General features: G+C 41.6%; 13 protein-coding genes and 4 pseudogenes. 12 read left to right on the forward strand and 5 right to left on the reverse strand.

Translation table 11 applies throughout. From position 1 onward, the window contains the following. The first annotated feature begins 46 nt into the window (after nt 1-46). Together NSU15_RS14925 and NSU15_RS14930 are read left to right on the forward strand one after the other, a co-directional pair. Nucleotides 47-1027, forward strand: coding sequence for an aldo/keto reductase (locus tag NSU15_RS14925; protein WP_042127670.1), 981 nt, complete (start codon nt 47-49; stop codon nt 1025-1027). Nucleotides 1028-1054: 27 nt separating this feature from the next. Continuing rightward, on the forward strand, nt 1055-1402 hold the full coding sequence (locus tag NSU15_RS14930; RefSeq protein WP_042127672.1) for a MerR family transcriptional regulator: 348 nt from the start codon (nt 1055-1057) through the stop codon (nt 1400-1402). A gap of 41 nt (nt 1403-1443) precedes the next feature. Here the strand turns inward: NSU15_RS14930 and NSU15_RS14935 are convergent. Then, nucleotides 1444-2072 (reverse strand): annotated as a pseudogene (locus NSU15_RS14935) (AraC family transcriptional regulator). Between the two features lie 139 nt (nt 2073-2211). Between NSU15_RS14935 and NSU15_RS14940 the strand changes: the two are divergent. Together NSU15_RS14940 and NSU15_RS14945 are read left to right on the forward strand one after the other, a co-directional pair. Then, a pseudogene (locus tag NSU15_RS14940) lies at nt 2212-3267 on the forward strand (family 43 glycosylhydrolase); the annotation flags it as partial. 175 nt (nt 3268-3442) lie between these two features. Continuing rightward, a complete protein-coding gene (locus NSU15_RS14945) occupies nt 3443-4015 on the forward strand; it encodes an MBL fold metallo-hydrolase (RefSeq protein ID WP_339291123.1) in 573 nt (190 codons plus the stop codon). Between the two features lie 67 nt (nt 4016-4082). Here the strand turns inward: NSU15_RS14945 and NSU15_RS14950 are convergent, their stop codons facing one another. Next, nucleotides 4083-5165, reverse strand: a complete 1083-nt coding sequence (locus NSU15_RS14950) for a GntR family transcriptional regulator (RefSeq protein ID WP_339291125.1) — start codon at nt 5163-5165, stop codon at nt 4083-4085. A 313-nt stretch (nt 5166-5478) separates the two neighbouring features. Between NSU15_RS14950 and NSU15_RS14955 the strand changes: the two genes are divergently transcribed. Genes NSU15_RS14955 through araA form a run of 3 tightly spaced genes read left to right on the forward strand, consistent with a single transcriptional unit; the run spans nt 5479 to nt 9260 of the window. Next, complete coding sequence (locus NSU15_RS14955; RefSeq protein ID WP_339291127.1) at nt 5479-7086, forward strand: FGGY-family carbohydrate kinase; 1608 nt, start codon at nt 5479-5481, stop codon at nt 7084-7086. Between the two features lie 16 nt (nt 7087-7102). Further along, nucleotides 7103-7798 (forward strand): L-ribulose-5-phosphate 4-epimerase, encoded by a 696-nt coding sequence (locus tag NSU15_RS14960; RefSeq protein ID WP_076121655.1) that lies wholly within the window; start codon nt 7103-7105, stop codon nt 7796-7798. A 37-nt stretch (nt 7799-7835) separates the two neighbouring features. Continuing rightward, nucleotides 7836-9260: an L-arabinose isomerase gene (gene araA / locus NSU15_RS14965; protein WP_339291130.1), complete on the forward strand. Its 1425-nt coding sequence runs from the start codon at nt 7836-7838 to the stop codon at nt 9258-9260. Between the two features lie 84 nt (nt 9261-9344). Here the strand turns inward: araA and NSU15_RS14970 are convergent, their stop codons facing one another. From NSU15_RS14970 to NSU15_RS14980, 3 genes are all read right to left on the reverse strand, one after another. Next, complete coding sequence (locus NSU15_RS14970) at nt 9345-10487, reverse strand: glycosyl hydrolase family 8 (protein ID WP_076121651.1); 1143 nt, start codon at nt 10485-10487, stop codon at nt 9345-9347. Between the two features lie 49 nt (nt 10488-10536). Further along, the gene (locus tag NSU15_RS14975; protein ID WP_076121650.1) at nt 10537-11511 is read right to left on the reverse strand and encodes a glycoside hydrolase family 43 protein; all 975 of its coding nucleotides are present in this window, start codon (nt 11509-11511) and stop codon (nt 10537-10539) included. Nucleotides 11512-11781: 270 nt separating this feature from the next. Beyond that, nucleotides 11782-12267, reverse strand: a complete 486-nt coding sequence (locus NSU15_RS14980) for a nucleoside deaminase (RefSeq protein WP_076121649.1) — start codon at nt 12265-12267, stop codon at nt 11782-11784. A 152-nt stretch (nt 12268-12419) separates the two neighbouring features. Between NSU15_RS14980 and NSU15_RS14985 the strand changes: the two genes are divergently transcribed. The 5 genes and pseudogenes from NSU15_RS14985 (at nt 12420) to NSU15_RS15005 (ending at nt 15965) form a co-directional block, all read left to right on the forward strand. Further along, nucleotides 12420-12869 carry an OsmC family protein gene (locus NSU15_RS14985; RefSeq protein WP_076121648.1) on the forward strand — a complete coding sequence of 150 codons (450 nt, stop codon included), beginning with the start codon at nt 12420-12422 and terminating at the stop codon, nt 12867-12869. 55 nt (nt 12870-12924) lie between these two features. Further along, nucleotides 12925-13287: a hypothetical protein gene (locus tag NSU15_RS14990; RefSeq protein ID WP_076121646.1), complete on the forward strand. Its 363-nt coding sequence runs from the start codon at nt 12925-12927 to the stop codon at nt 13285-13287. Continuing rightward, nucleotides 13268-14218 carry an LLM class flavin-dependent oxidoreductase gene (locus tag NSU15_RS14995; RefSeq protein WP_339291135.1) on the forward strand — a complete coding sequence of 317 codons (951 nt, stop codon included), beginning with the start codon at nt 13268-13270 and terminating at the stop codon, nt 14216-14218. Before NSU15_RS14990 ends, NSU15_RS14995 begins: the two co-directional genes overlap by 20 nt. Before the next feature lie 201 nt (nt 14219-14419). After that, a pseudogene (locus NSU15_RS15000) lies at nt 14420-15081 on the forward strand (helix-turn-helix domain-containing protein); the annotation flags it as partial. Nucleotides 15082-15170: 89 nt separating this feature from the next. Next, nucleotides 15171-15965 (forward strand): annotated as a pseudogene (locus NSU15_RS15005) (SDR family oxidoreductase). Nucleotides 15966-15997: the final 32 nt, after the last annotated feature.

The following is a 15997-nucleotide window of genomic DNA, read 5'->3' on the forward strand; positions in this document are numbered from 1 at the left end:
ATCAGCAAATGAATATTATTATCTAGCCAAAGAGAGGAATCATTAAATGGACTATGTGAAACTTGGTAATACCGGCCTAGATGTATCAAGGCTGTGTCTAGGCTGTATGAGCTTCGGGGTAGCCGAACGTTGGATTCATAAATGGGTGCTTGATGAGGAGCAGAGCCGGCTGATCATAAAAAAAGCCCTTGAGCTCGGAATTAATTTTTTTGATACGGCTAATGTGTATTCAGACGGAACTAGTGAAGAGATTCTCGGACGAGCTATTAGGGATTATGCTAATCGAGATGAAATTGTCCTAGCGACTAAGGTCTACAATCGTATGCACGAAGGACCGAATGGTGCGGGGCTCTCCAGAAAAGCAATCATGAGTGAGATTGACAAGAGTCTTAAAAGATTAGGAACTGATTATGTGGATTTGTACCAGATTCATCGCTGGGATTATCACACACCTATCGAGGAAACGATGGAGGCTCTTCATGATATTGTTAAGGCGGGTAAAGCGAGATATATTGGTGCTTCAGCTATGTATGCTTGGCAATTTCAAAAAGCTTTATATGTAGCGGAAAAGAATGGTTGGACTCGGTTTGTATCGATGCAGAATCACCTCAACCTTATCTACCGTGAAGAAGAGCGCGAGATGTTGCCACTTTGTAAGGAAGAAAAAATCGGTGTTATTCCTTACAGTCCGCTGGCTTCCGGAAGATTAACTCGCGATTGGGCAGTAACGACACACCGTTCAGAGACCGATCAAATACAAAAATCAAAATATGATGGAACTGCAGATGCAGATCGATTAGTAGTGGAGCGAGTAGCTGCGATCGCCGAAAAACATGGTGTTCCGCGGATTCATATCGCCCTTGCATGGTTACTTCAGAAAGAACCGGTTACCGCTCCTATTATTGGTGCTACGAAAACATCACATCTTGAAGATGCTGTAGGAGCGCTATCGCTTACGTTAACACCGCAAGAAATTATGTTCTTAGAAGAACCTTATACACCTCACCCAATCATTGGTTTTAATTAATACCGAGTATCGGAGGATAACGAAAGGATGACTATTTCAGAAGTAAGTGAAAAATTCAATCTGTCACCGGATACGCTCCGCTATTATGAACGCATCGGTATTATTCCACACGTGAATCGCAATAAAAGTGGAAATAGAGACTATTCGGAAGAAGACTGCAGGTGGATAGAACATATCAAATGTATGCGAGGCATTGGACTTCCCGTTGAGATCTTGATTAAATATGTTGAATTGTATAGACAGGGGGATGAGGCTAATCATGCTAGAGTTGAACTCCTAATTGAGCAGCGGAAGCAACTCTTATCTAAAATGGAAGAGATGAATAGAGTATTGGAACGGATGGATGAAAAAATTGAACGAATGAGTAAACAATAAGTCCTCTTTTGAGGGCTTATTGTTGTATTAAGTCTGTTCCTTTATGACTTCTTTCGATAGGCCTTAGGAGACATACCGTAGGTTTTGGTAAATTGTCGTGTGAAATAATTGCTATCGCTAAACCCGCTTTCGTGTGAGATTTGAGTAATACTGAAGTCAGAATGCTTCAGCAAGCTGCAAGCCCGTTCCAGACACATACGATGAAGATAGGAGAAGGGTGTCGTCTGTTGCTATATTCTTCAATCATACCGGCAATGAGGGAGGTGACGTATTCAAGCATAGGAATAGGCAAGCTTAATTTACTAGTGTAGGCGTGTTTATGACGATACAACGGTTCCAATACAAACAACGCCTGAAAGCCGTTCGAAGTCCGCAGATCCGATCCAGCTATTGACAGCATTTCGGGCTTGTACATAATATTGCAGATCTTAAAATCCTGAGGATCTTTAAAAGCATGCGGGGTTGAACCGTTAATAACAAAGACATTCCCTTTCTTAATGAATGATTCTTCGGTATTTACAATATGAGTAGCAGTGCCACTCAAGACGATTACAAGCTCTGAGAAATCCACATGTTTGTGAAGGTCAGTATCGTTGTCGTGAAAGCCGTACTGAATAAAGAATGGGAATTTCTGATCCGATGTAAACCAATTTAAATAAAATTCACTCAATTCGTTACCCTCCAAAAGCATGTCTAGATGAATGTCTATATCATGCTATTTTACGACCGAATAATCAAGGTTTATCGTTTAGCAAGTGGAGTATAATCCATGATATAGCCGCAATTGTTCAACAAAAGGAGAATGTTTCATGAAATATAATAATCCGATATTACCAGGTTTTTATCCAGATCCAAGCATTTGCAGAGTAGGCGAGGATTATTATTTGGTAAACAGTTCATTTGCTTACGTCCCGGGAATACCCATTTGGCATAGTAAAGATTTAGTCCATTGGAAGCAGCTCGGATATTGTTTGACGCGTGATTCCCAGCTTCAATTTGATAAATCGGTCGTGTCTGGAGGAGTGTGGGCACCGACCATTCGTCATCATAACGGTAGATTCTACATGGTGACGACGAATCAGGATAGCGGTGGACACTTTTATGTTTGGACAGAAGATCCAGCAGGTGAATGGTCGGATCCGATCTATGTGGATCAGGAAGGAATTGATCCATCCTTATTTTTTGACGAGGGAAAAGTGTACTTTACAAGCACTGGAAACAAGGATGGCATGGGAATTTACCAATGTGAGATTGATATCGAAACAGGCCATAAGCTTAGTGATTCCAACTTGATATGGACAGGCAGTGGCGGTAAATTCCCTGAAGGACCCCATCTATATAAGGTAAACGGCTACTATTATTTAATGTGTGCAGAAGGCGGGACGGAATATGGCCATATGGAGACTATAGCAAGAAGTAGATCACCCTATGGACCATATGAATCCTCTCCCCGAAATCCTATTTTGAGTCATCGAAGCTCGGATTATCCTATTCAAGCTACAGGTCATGGCGATCTTGTTGAAGCACAGGATGGTAGCTGGTGGGCAGTATTTCTAGGAACTCGGCCGGTAGGGTATCCTTACCGTCATCATCTTGGCAGAGAAACATTCCTGGCTCCAGTCCAATGGAGTGAGGATGGATGGCCGATGATTGGTGATAACGGTGTTGTTGGATTAGTAATGGAAGCTGACACACCTGCACCAGTACTATGGGAAGACGAGCCTGAGACCGATGATTTCAATCAGTCCACTCTAGGAATGAGCTGGAATTTTATTCGTAATGCTAAAAAAGTCGATTGGTCTTTACAGAAACGAGCAGGGTGGCTTGCATTACGAGGATCGGATGTGAGATTGAGCGATAGATCAGTTTTTTTGACTATACAATTCAATGGTCTCGATTTTCTTTACCGATGAATTAATCCTAAAAAAATCATGTACAATTGAGCAAGTTGCCGGGCAAAGCAAAATTTAAGCCCATAGAAGTAAATCAGCTAGACAAAGAAATTATAGAAGAATGTGGTAAATTAAAATGATTTAATTCATGTACTTCATACCGGCAGGACAAGCGGTAGACGAACAGCTTTTATCTTTAGGGTATACTTCCAAAGATTTAGATTATATCATTCTAAGCCATCTGGACGGGGATCATGCCGGAAGACTACAACTGGTCAAGGAAGCGAACAATATTCTGGTCAGCAGTGAAGAGTTGGAGGCTAGTAAAGGCTGGAGTAGAGCAATAAGATACAACTCGAAGCAATGGGAAGGGATTAATTTACAGCCTTTTGAATTTATCGATTCCGGCATCGGACCTATGAAACGTTCTTTTGATTCATTAAAATACGGAAGTCTGCAGTTAATTTGGTCACCAGGTCATAGTAGAGGTCTTACTTCATTAATGGTAAAAAATGATTACGAAGACTACGTGCTCCTTGTCGCGGATACTAGATATGCGACAAAGTCATGGGAAAAGTTAATCATTCCCGGCATTAGCGTAAATAAAAAACAGGCCTATCAATCCCTTAAATGGGTAAAAGAAATGACCCGTCAACCGAACTGTATAGCCGCTTTAGCTAGTCATGATCCTGATGTAAAACCGCACACGATTACCCTGTAATAGAAGAACAAATGCCCCCTATCAATAAGGATAGGGGGTATTTGTTCTTCTTAGTTTCAAAATGATCCTATCTTTCAAACACAGTTTCACCTTCAATTAACACAGGCTGATAATAAGTGTTGCTTTGCAGATCTTTTTTACCTTGCAGTTTCTTAATCACCCAATCCGCTGCATCTCGTCCCATAGTTTCTTGCGGGTGTGTCAAAGTGGTTAGTTTGATGTTCGCGTTCTTAGCGATATAGGAATTGTCTTGTCCAATAATCGATAATTCCTCGGGAATAGTGATATCCAGTTGTCTGCAGGCATGGACTACTTCCAATCCGACTTCGTCGTTATAACAAACAATAGCAGTAAGCGTCTCTCTATTTTTATTTAGAAAATCCTTTAAATCAGTAGAAAGTGTCTGTTTTGTCTCCGTGTTAAATGAAAAAATCTGTTCTGGATAAAACCGTAATTTAGCTTCTTCGAGCGCTTTAATATAGCCTTTCATCCGATATTTCCCCTGCAAATCATCCATTTTTGCAATAAGCCCTATCTGGGTGTGTCCTTTGGTTATTAATTCTCTTGTTGCCAGATAGCTGGACTGCACGTCATCAAGACAAAGATAGGGCAGTTCTATTTCTTCATAAAAAGCATTGATCATAATAATAGGAATATCCTGCTCTTTAAACGATAAGTAGTAAGCAATATTTGGGTTATATAGATTACTTTTAGTCGGTTCAATAATTAAACCATCTACGCCGTAGGACAGCATCATTTCCAGCGCTTTTTTTTCTTGCGCAACATCGTTATTCGTACTAGCCAATAGAAGAGAATAATTATCCTCATTCATTCGGCTTTCGATCCCGCGGATAATGGAGGGAAATATATAGTCGGATATGTAAGTCGTGATTACACCGATCGTCTTCTTATGAGAACTCCCGCTGTTCTTTGATCGATATTGATTGCTGACATATGTACCAGAGCCTTTTTCGCTTCGTAGAAAACCTTCGTTGGATAGTTCTAAAATAGCTTTTCGAACAGTTTGTCTGCTAACTTCGTACATCGATTGTAATGAAGATTCAGTTGGGATTTGTTCTCCTACGTTGTAATCTCCCGACAGGATTTTACTTTTAATATCATCTATGATCACTTGATACTTAGGTTTCATGTAATTCCTCTTTCCATACTTGTTCGCTAAGTTTTTCGTTAATTCGGTAAATTTGTATGTACAAATTATAGCATGACTGCGAAATAAATAGAAAGGGGCTCTTTTTATATGAATATTTGTAAAAATATAGTATTTATAAAGCGTAATACGCTACATAATATAGAGTTAAATCATTATTATCTCCATATTTGTATGTATATATAACTATTCAATTGACAAATGTACGTACAAAAAATTATACTATAGCTGTCAATTAAGAAAGCTAATTCTTATCATGACCTTTTAAAAAAGCGCTATCAGAGAGGTGACAAACGTGATATCGAATCGATTAAGTATCGAGCAAGCGATTAATAAGGGAGAAACTTCGCTTGGTATTGAATTTGGGTCCACGCGTATCAAAGTTGTACTTATTGATCTTAGCTTTCAAACGATCGCTTCTGGAAGTTACGAATGGGAAAATCAGTTGAAGGACGGCATTTGGACGTACAACTTGGAAGATATTATGAAAGGCCTGCAAGACGCCTACCGCGAAATGAAGGAAGAAGTGGCACGGAATTACGGAATTACCCTTCAAACGGTTGGTTCAATCGGTTTTTCTGCAATGATGCATGGATACATGGCTTTTGACGAACAAAATAAACTGCTGGTTCCATTCCGGACTTGGCGTAATGCTACAACGGGTGCAGCAGCTAAAGCATTGACTGAACTGTTTGGGTTTAATATTCCAGAACGCTGGAGCATTGCTCATCTTTATCAGGCAATTTTGAATGAAGAAGAACATGTGCCACAAATTCGTTATGTTACTACGCTAGCAGGATACATTCATTGGCTATTAACTGGAAATAAAGCACTTGGTGTTGGGGATGCATCGGGCATGTTCCCAATTGATGAATCCACAGGAAATTATAACGCATCCATGATACAGCAGTTCGATGAACTTGTTGCGAGCAAAGGTTATCCGTGGAAGACAATTGATCTACTTCCTAAGGTGTATGTAGCAGGGGAGCAAGCAGGTGTTTTAACTGAAATGGGAGCTAAAATTCTGGATCCATCGTTGCATTTACAAGCAGGTATTCCGCTTAGCCCTCCTGAAGGAGATGCCGGAACCGGAATGGTTGCTACGAATAGCGTGAGAAAACGCACAGGGAATGTCTCAGTAGGAACCTCTGTTTTTGCCATGATCGTTTTAGAAAAAGAACTTTCCAAGGTGTATCCAGAAATCGATATGGTTACTACTCCGAACGGAAGTCCAGTTGGTATGGTGCATGCGAATAACTGTTCAAGTGACCTCAACGCCTGGCTCGGATTATTCCGCGAGTTCTATGAAGCAATGGGACACAAAGTTGATTCCAATAAATTGTACAGCGTGCTTCTAAATAAAGCATTGGAAGCGGACCCAGATGGCGGTGGATTACTCAGCTATGGTTATCTCTCAGGTGAGAATATTACCGGGCTTGATGAAGGCCGTCCACTATTTGTCCGCTCGCCGGAAAGCAAATTCAATCTGGCTAATTTTATGCGAACGCATTTGTTTACTGCATTTGGAGCTTTGAGAATCGGAACGGACATTTTGATGAAGGAAGAGAATGTTGCCATTGATAGTATTTTAGGTCACGGTGGTTTATTTAAGACTCCGGTAGTGGGCCAAAAAATGATGGCTGCATCAATAAATGTGCCAGTTTCCGTAATGACGACCGCTGGAGAAGGCGGTGCATGGGGCATGGCTATTCTCGCCTCTTACATGATGAACAAGAATGGGGAAGAGAGCTTAGAAGACTTCCTCGATCAAAAAGTGTTCAAAGATGTAAAGGGTGAAGAAATCCATCCAGATGCAGCTGACATAAAAGGGTTTGATACCTTTATTGAACGATATAAAAAAGGTCTGGCAATTGAACAGTCCGCCGTCGACAATTTAGTGTAAGAATGGAGGGAGCAAGATGTTAGAGCAGCTTAAAGAAGAGGTTTTTCAAGCCAATCTAGAATTACCGAAACAAGGTCTTATTAAATATACATGGGGAAATGTGAGTGCGATTGATCGCGAAAGTGGCTTATTCGTAATCAAACCAAGTGGTGTAGGCTACGACACAATGAAAGCCAGTGACATGGTCGTTGTTGATCTCGATGGTAATGTGGTTGAAGGTGATATGAGACCTTCATCCGATACACCTACTCACGCAGTGCTTTACAAGCATTACTCCGAAATCGGCGGGATTGTGCATACGCATTCCACTTGGGCAACTATCTGGGCTCAAGCAGGACTGGATGTTCCTGTTATGGGAACGACGCATGCAGATACCTTCTATGGTTCCATTCCTTGTGCTAGGTTCTTGACGCAAGAGGAAATCGATCGGGGGTACGAAGCCGAAACAGGTAATGTGATCATCGAGACCTTTGAACAACGCGGGATAGATATTATGGCGGTTCCTGGTGTTTTACTTAAAGGACACGGACCCTTTACTTGGGGAAAAGATGCAAAATCAGCGGTAATGAACAGCGTAGTCTTGGATGAAGTATCCAAAATGAATTTATTTGCAAGAGAACTGAACCATTTTGCCGAGGAATTGCCACAACGTATTTTAGATAAACATTACTTGCGCAAACATGGAAAAGACGCTTATTACGGACAAAAATAACTAAACAAATCTATAAAAAAACGAAAAGAGGATGTATATGTCAACAGCAGTAGCAAAAGAATTTTGGTTCGTCGTAGGTTCACAACATCTTTATGGTGAAGAAGCATTGGCTGAAGTTAAAGCACACGCACAAACAATGACAGATGCTTTGAATAAAAGCGGAGTTTTGCCATACCCACTAGTATTGCAGGATTTGGCTGTCAGCGCAGATAAAATCACAAACATCATGAAAGAAGTTAACTACCGTGACGAGGTTGCCGGTGTTATCACTTGGATGCATACATTCTCGCCTGCAAAAATGTGGATTCGCGGAACAAAAATGCTGCAAAAGCCATTGCTTCATCTGGCTACGCAATATAATGAAAGTATTCCTTGGGCAACCATTGATATGGATTTCATGAACCTTAACCAGGCGGCCCATGGTGACCGTGAATATGGTTTCATTAATGCACGATTGAACAAACAAAATAAAGTGGTTGTAGGTTATTGGGAACGTCCTGAAGTTCAAAAGCAAATTGCAGCATGGATGGACGTAGCCGTTGCTTACAACGAAAGCTTTAACATCAAGGTTGCCCGTTTTGGAGATAACATGCGTAACGTTGGTGTTACTGAAGGAGATAAAGTTGAAGCCCAAATTCAATTTGGCTGGACTGTGGACTACTTCGGTATTGGTGATCTTGTACAAATCATTAATGAAGTTAAAGAAGAAGAAATCGACGCCTTGTTCGCTGAATATGCAGATCTGTATGAATTTGATTATGGTACTAACAGCAAAGAAGCTTGGGAAGCTAGTGTAAGAGTTCAAGCAAGCTATGAAATCGCTATTAAACGTTTCCTTGATCAGGGTGGCTACAATGCCTTCACATCGAACTTCGAAGATTTGCATGGCATGAAACAACTTCCAGGACTAGCTGTTCAACGTCTGATGGCGCAAGGTTATGGTTTTGCTGGGGAAGGCGATTGGAAGACAGCAGCACTTGACCGCTTGCTAAAAGTGATGAGCCATAACCAATCCACTGGCTTTATGGAAGATTACACTTATGAATTGACGGTTGGACAAGAATCTATTCTTCAATCCCATATGCTAGAAGTAGATCCTACTTTGGCAAGCAACAAACCAAAAATCATCGTGTCTCCACTAGGTATTGGTGGTAAAGACGATCCAGCCCGTTTAGTATTTGACGGTAAAGCAGGAGACGGTGTAGTAGTTTCCATGGCTGACTTTGGCACTCATTACAAACTCTTGATCAATGAAGTTACTGCCTTTGAACCAACTGTTCCAGCTCCAAACCTTCCAGTAGCTCGTGTGCTTTGGAATGTTAAACCAAACTTCGAAGACGGGGTTAAAGCTTGGATCGAAAATGGCGGCGGTCACCATACCGTTGTTTCATTGACACTTACTACAGACCAAATTATTGCTTACGCAAAACTTGTGAATTTGGAATATGTAGTTATTAAATAATTTCAGAGCACCTGTATGTTCAAAAGCAAAAAAGAACCTTATGATTAAGGTTCTTTTTTGCGTGAAAATCATCTTATCATTCCTTCAATAAATTCGGTAATTTCCACTTAAAGCCAGTAAACTAAAGAAGTACAGACAGTTGTCATAATAACGACGAAGTCCAGTACGCAATGGTGTATCCCAAAACAAACGTATAAAATGCTCTGCCTCCGGTCCATTAGAAGCAAGGGAAGCCATAGCATTGGTCGCTAAAAGACCTGTCGGATGCAGTGCCAGTTCGTCGAATGGCTGTCCCTCAATGGTATAACGCCGGTAATCGGAAACTTCGATATTCCTGAAAAAAGCCTGAATCCGGTTGCATTGTTCTACTTGCCAAATGTCCTTTTGGAACCAAGCCCAATCCAGACCGATATTAGCTGCTACCCGGTAAGCATCGCTGAAAAAATGGCTAAAATCACCATGAGGCTGGGGTTCTGCCGGAGTGCCGTTAAAATTGGCATATTCGGGAGCAAGGCCAGTTATAGGATGGCATGCAGTGTGAAGATATGCGCGGCTGGCTTCCGCCGCTTCACGCCAAAATATACGGTCATCTTCATCAGCCCACAGTGAGAACAAATCATAGAAATGGGGGAGATGGTAAGATGGATCACTGAAGTCAGATTCTGGTACGAACTTGATCAATTTCGTTTCCGCGTCCCACATGGAGTCGCCAGCTCCTGTTTCAGTTTTATGTACACAAGCATGCAATATCGTTCGGGCTTGCTCAGAATAATTATAAGGATCCGGACCGTTCCCCCAACGTTTTGAGGCAAAAAACAGAGCCATGGCGAAAAACTCTTCTCCGTCCGGTGCAGGTCCCTGAGAAATCCTTGTACCGTCAGGCTTGCAGTGCCAAGCAAAGTAATCGGCATAACGACCTTCTTTGTGCTGCATAAACGTCTTGGAGAAGTTCCATAAACGATCAAACTCATCTTTTTTATTCATTTGAACGGCCATCATCATCCCGTAGGACATACCTTCGGACCGAACATCTAGATTACCTGTATCTAGAATATAGCTTTTATCCTCGTCTTGTGGATAGTAGATTCGTACGTTCGGATCTCCGTAAAATAAATCATTCCAAGTTTCTTCGAGTTTAGTATTGATTTCATCTTCAGAAAAGCCAATCTCCTTAAAGAAATTGCGATATTCGCCCGTATAATAAGCACCTTGTTGTGTCATTGGCATCTTATTTCCCCTCCTGTGAACTACAGTATGCAGCTCTTTTCAATATAAATTAAGGATGGATGGTTTGAATAGTGCCGTCATCATTGTATTTCAGCTCTGTATATTTTACTGAACGCTTGTTATCAGCACCTCCAGACAAAGAACTGTCATGATAAAATAAATACCATTTCTCTTTAAACTGAACAATAGAATGGTGTGTAGTCCAGCCTAGTACTGGTGAAAGTATTTTTCCTTGATATACATAAGGCCCAAGCGGATCTTTACTGATAGCGTATACAATGTTATGGGTAGTACCCGTGGAATAAGAAAGATAATAATAACCGTTATATTTATGTACCCATGGACCTTCAAAATATCTTCTCTCTTCATCTCCTGCAAGAATCGGATTTCCATTTGCATCGATGATAGATATTTCTCTAGGCTCACCATCAAAGCTTAGCATGTCCTCGCTCAGCTCAGCTACGATAGGTCCAAGAGCTGGTGCTGTTTCAGCCGGTCCCTCGGCATCCGCAACAAATGAGCCGGTTTGCCATTTTTCAAGTTGTCCTCCCCAAAGACCACCAAAGTATATATACGATTTTCCGTCATCATCAACGAAAACGGCGGGATCAATGCTATAACTGCCGGGAATATAGTTCGGTTCAGGTGTAAATGGTCCGGAAGGTGAAGCTGAGGTGGCAACCCCGATTCGGAAAATATCGTCATGGTCTCTGGCTGGGAAAAACAAATAGTAGGTATTGTTTTTGTATGCTGCATCCGGAGCCCACATTTGCTGCTTAGCCCATGGAACATCCTTTACGTGAAGCACTTCACCATGGTCAATACAAGGGGAACCATCTCCATCAATAGATAGAACATGGTAATCCTCCATATTGTATTGGTCTCCGTTGTCATTAGAGATCATATCGTGATCCAGGTCATGAGAAGGATAAATATAAATTTTTCCTTCAAATACATGAGCGGAAGGATCCGCAGTATAAATATGAGTTACGAGAGGTTCATTAGGTTGCACAGGCTTTGTCAAGTCATTTCCTCCTATAAAGTTAATCGCTTACAAATTTAATGGTATAAGAACTTTAGGACTCTGTATATATAGCAACTATAGTTTATACCCCACAAAGTTTAGATGTTTCTTTATTGACATTGCCGAATCGCCTCCATGTTCAAAATACTAATTTCCCTGACTGATTCAGTGAAATAATTAAGAATAATAAAAGGGATTAGGATATAAAAAAGAACCTTTATTAAAAGGTTCTTTTTTATATGAGAATCAACTGATGAATTCTGATAAAGTCTATGGTTGTCTTTTTCCGTGGAATTGCCGATGAAGTTCCCATACTTGTTCTGCCAGATCCGGTACAGGGCCATCAACGACCGCATCATGGATAACCTCTTGAATACTCAAATTACGGACGGGTGATGCTGCAACGCCCATATCGCTTAACCACTGTGATAATTGTTGCGAAGAGCTCGCATATACAATTCGTCCTAATTGAACCCAACCATGAGCCGCTGCGCACATAGGGCAATGCTCTCCCGAAGTATACACAGTAGCCTGATTGCGTTCTTCCAGTGACATATTTTGAGCCGCCCAGCGGGCCAATGCGAATTCCGGGTGCTGAGTATGATCACCACCGCCTACATGGTTGCTGTCTTCAGCCAAGACTTCTCCACTTGCTGAAACCAGGATGGAGCCGAAAGGCTCGTCCCCAGCTTCGAGAGCAGATTGGGCAATTTCAATACAGCGCTTAAGATGTTTGATATCCGTTTCGTTGATCATGATGATAGAGCCTCCTGACTTTAATTTATTGAGAAACTTGCTTAACAACTAGACCTGATCCTGTTTGTTCGCTTCATTCTTCTATGTTAGCATGTAAAGTATCAGATGAAAAATAAATTTCAGCATGATAAACATAGGGAGGACATCTAGAAATGAAGCACCCATTTATTTTAAATGCAGTATGGAACGGCGGTCGTAACAGTGACGGAACAATTGAAGCGGGCCAGCTCAAGACTCAAATCTCCATTCCTAAGGAAATGGGAGGACCCGGAGTTGGAACGAATCCGGATGAAATGCTTCTGGGTGCCGCGGCAACCTGCTATCTCATTACACTTGCAGCTATGATGGAGCGATCAGGGCTTACGACTTCCAGCCTGACGTTAACGTCAGAGGCGACAGTGGATGTAACCAATAATATTTTTACATATGAAGCGATCAAGCATTCACCTATCATCACACTTACTAAAGATGCGTCAGAGGACGATATTGAAAAAGCAATTCGTATTGCCCACAAAGCAGAAGACTCCTGTATGATCTCCAGAGCTGTAGCAGGAAACGTACAAATTACTACAGAGCCAACAGTACTGACTTCAAGCTTGTAAGGATAAGTTCCACAGGACATTTATCCGTTAGGTAATCAGAGAGGAGACGTTAACTTTGAACGTTGAGTTGTATAAGGACTTAATCAAGGATGAACGAGGGAATTATTACGTAGCGGTACAAAAAGAGGGCAAAGAACTGACTTTGGTAAATGCAATGCTTGAACGATCTTACCAGGACCTGTGGGAATTTAATGAAGAGTTCAAAAAGAAATATGCAGAGTACGAGCACCAGTTCATCGGCAAAATGATTATGGACAAGCTGCGGCATGATATTGTATTTGCGTCCAAAGAAGACGGCCATGGACAAATGTATGATCTCGCTGCGGTTACCGGTAATTACAAGGTTACTTTTATCGATATGATTGAATTTTATAGGAACCCTAGAGAAGGACGTAGCCATGACAGCGACATCGATTAAACTTAGCGTATTGGATCTCGTGCCTGTATTTGATAATGTGGATGCAAGTTTTGCGTTGGGACAAGCAGTGAAACTGGCTCAAACAGCTGAAAGACTGGGATATACCCGGTATTGGGTTGCCGAACATCATGATATGCCGGGCTTAGCGTGTACAGCGACAGAAGTGCTTTTATCGCATATTGGAGCGAAAACACAGCATATCCGCATCGGCTCGGGAGCGTTATTGCTGCCACACTATAAGCCGCTAAAGGTGGTAGAGTCTTTTCATTTGCTGGCCAGTTTGTATCCGGGGCGCATCGACCTTGGGTTGGGCCGGGCTCCAGGCGGTGTTGCTGAAGTTAGCTTAGCGCTTAGCGGGAATTTTCTCGAAAATGTCTGGAAAATGCCGGAGCTACTTAAGGGAGTCACCGAGTTATTAGAGGGGAACTATTCCTATGAAGGACGTCAGATAACCGCCCGCCCAATCCCGCCTGAATCACCTGAGTTGTGGCTGCTAGGTACGAATAAGAAGAGTGCGGCATATGCTGCTGAGTTTGGAGCAGGCTATGTGTTTGGACAATTCATGAGCGATGTACCTGGAGAGGAGATTTTGCAGGCTTATCGAGAAGCTTTTGCTCCTACTTCAAATTCATCTGTTCCGCGGGCAATTGTTGCTGTTGGCGTGATTTGCGCCGAGACGGAGGAGGAGGCAAAACGCCTTGCCTCATCGGGTATGACATTGTTCCAACAAGAAGGTTCAGCCGAAGAGAGGTCCAAGCTCTTGGATCGTAAGCTGCTGATAGGCACACCTGAAAGTATTAAAGAAAAGCTGGAACACTTATCTCATTTGTATGGAATTGATGAATTCATTATCGTTACTATGATTCCAGACTATGAGAAACGGTTGCATTCGTTTGAGCTGCTTGCCCGTGCTTGCTTGAATGCTAAGTAATGAATAAGTAAGAGATTTTCTTCTTGCTATGCTAAAGGGAAAATAGTGATATATCATGAGAGGGCTGCCGCGAGGTAGCCCTTTGATCATTCGATTATGCTAAAGGAGGTACATATAGATGCAGTCTCATCCCTCTGACTTCATTAAAATCCTTCCCGGATTTTGGACAGGATTAATTCAATTAGGGATAACCGCCCAAGAATCGAATTATATTGGCAGCATCCCAAGCATTCCGGTCCACCTCTGCTGCTTGCCCTTACTCTGGCGTTTTTAGTGGAGCTTGGGCGGCGGGGAACTGGTAAACATATAACAAGCTTGTAGAATTTTCACAACCCATAGGGAATTTACAGGTTCTTGAAGCTTTTTTCGGCTGTCGAATTCAGATCGGTGCTGAGACTAACCGCTTAACAACACTACGACGAAGTGATTTGCAGCTGCCCTTTATCTCGTATAACGAAGAGTCGCTAGAGATTCTGACTCCCGTTTTAGATCGGACACTTGCTGAACAACAGAGCAGTCACTCAATAACTGAAAGGGTCAAATGGATTATGAAAAGTTGCCTTAGCGGAGGTCAACCCGAGATTCAAACCGTTGCTAAAGAGCTAAGGATGAGTGCTCGTTCCTTACAGCGGAGGCTTACTGGAGAAAATACGAGCTTCAAGCAGTTACTGACAGAAGCTAGACGTGAGCAGGCGCGAGCGTATTTAGCAGATCTTTCCCTCGATGTTAAAGAGGTGGCTTTCTTGATCGGATATGAAGATCAGAACTCGTTCTACCGTGCCTTACGACTTTGGGAAGGAGATACTCCTTCAAATTGGCGTGTTAAACAAGAAGTTTGGCGCAAGACACTAGTTACTGAATAATCCCGGTAAGATAGTATAAATACTGCCGGTGCACAGAACTGTTCTTGAGAAACTACTAATAAGCGCCGTATTAAAAGGAGAAATGAAATATGGATATGGGATTAAACACTAAGACAGCCTTAATTACAGGATCTACGAAAGGTATTGGTAAAGCCATCGCCTTTGAACTTGCCAACGAAGGTGTTAATGTACTCATAAATGGACGGAACTATGAAAAGGTAGAACAAACTGTAAATGAAATTAAATCAAAATTTCCCGGCAACTTCTCCGCAGAATGCTACTGCCGATATTGTCAATTTGGAGCAAAGAGAAGCTTTATTTGCTAAATACCCCAATATCGATATCTTAGTTAATAATATGGGGATTTATGAAATTATGAGCTATGAGGACGATGACGATGAAATATTTGAAAAATACATCCGTACTAATGTTCTTGCTGCAAATGGGTTAACAAAATTTTATTTACCAAAAATGTTAAACTACAATTATGGCCGAGTGATCTTCATAGCCAGTGAAGAAGCAATAATGCCCTCAGCGCAAATGCCACAGTATGCAATGACAAAATCAATGCTATTATCTTTGTCAAAAAGCCTATCTAAATTAACAATAGGAACAGAAGTTACAGTCAATACTATCATGCCAGGACCAACACTCTCTGAAAATGTGCAGCAAATCATTGATGGGATGTACTCAGATGAAGAGTTAACATTTTCAGAGAAAGAAAAAAATTCATGACTACAAACTTACCGCAATCTGAAATACAGCGATTTATTAAACCTTATGAAATTGGCAGACTAGCAGCATTTGTATGTAGTCCCTATGCCTCTGCATTTAAAGGTTCTCCGATCCGTATGGATGGGGGCATGATACCAACTATTTTCTAATGTAGATATCGTACGAAAAAAGCCACTCCTTA

This window comes from Paenibacillus sp. FSL E2-0201 (genome assembly GCF_037963325.1).
Classification (GTDB): Bacteria; Bacillota; Bacilli; order Paenibacillales; family Paenibacillaceae; genus Paenibacillus_AQ.

Bases quoted from the DNA above. Each gene is read 5' to 3' on its own strand.
- NSU15_RS14925 (WP_042127670.1), top strand. From the start codon at position 47: ATGGACTATGTGAAACTTGGTAATACCGGCCTAGATGTATCAAGGCTG.
- NSU15_RS14970 (WP_076121651.1), bottom strand. From the start codon at position 10,487: ATGCCAATGACACAACAAGGTGCTTATTATACGGGCGAATATCGCAAT.
- NSU15_RS14930 (WP_042127672.1), top strand. From the start codon at position 1,055: ATGACTATTTCAGAAGTAAGTGAAAAATTCAATCTGTCACCGGATACG.
- NSU15_RS14980 (WP_076121649.1), bottom strand. From the start codon at position 12,267: ATGATCAACGAAACGGATATCAAACATCTTAAGCGCTGTATTGAAATT.
- NSU15_RS14960 (WP_076121655.1), top strand. From the start codon at position 7,103: ATGTTAGAGCAGCTTAAAGAAGAGGTTTTTCAAGCCAATCTAGAATTA.
- araA (WP_339291130.1), top strand. From the start codon at position 7,836: ATGTCAACAGCAGTAGCAAAAGAATTTTGGTTCGTCGTAGGTTCACAA.
- NSU15_RS14950 (WP_339291125.1), bottom strand. From the start codon at position 5,165: ATGAAACCTAAGTATCAAGTGATCATAGATGATATTAAAAGTAAAATC.
- NSU15_RS14945 (WP_339291123.1), top strand. From the start codon at position 3,443: ATGTACTTCATACCGGCAGGACAAGCGGTAGACGAACAGCTTTTATCT.
- NSU15_RS14985 (WP_076121648.1), top strand. From the start codon at position 12,420: ATGAAGCACCCATTTATTTTAAATGCAGTATGGAACGGCGGTCGTAAC.
- NSU15_RS14995 (WP_339291135.1), top strand. From the start codon at position 13,268: ATGACAGCGACATCGATTAAACTTAGCGTATTGGATCTCGTGCCTGTA.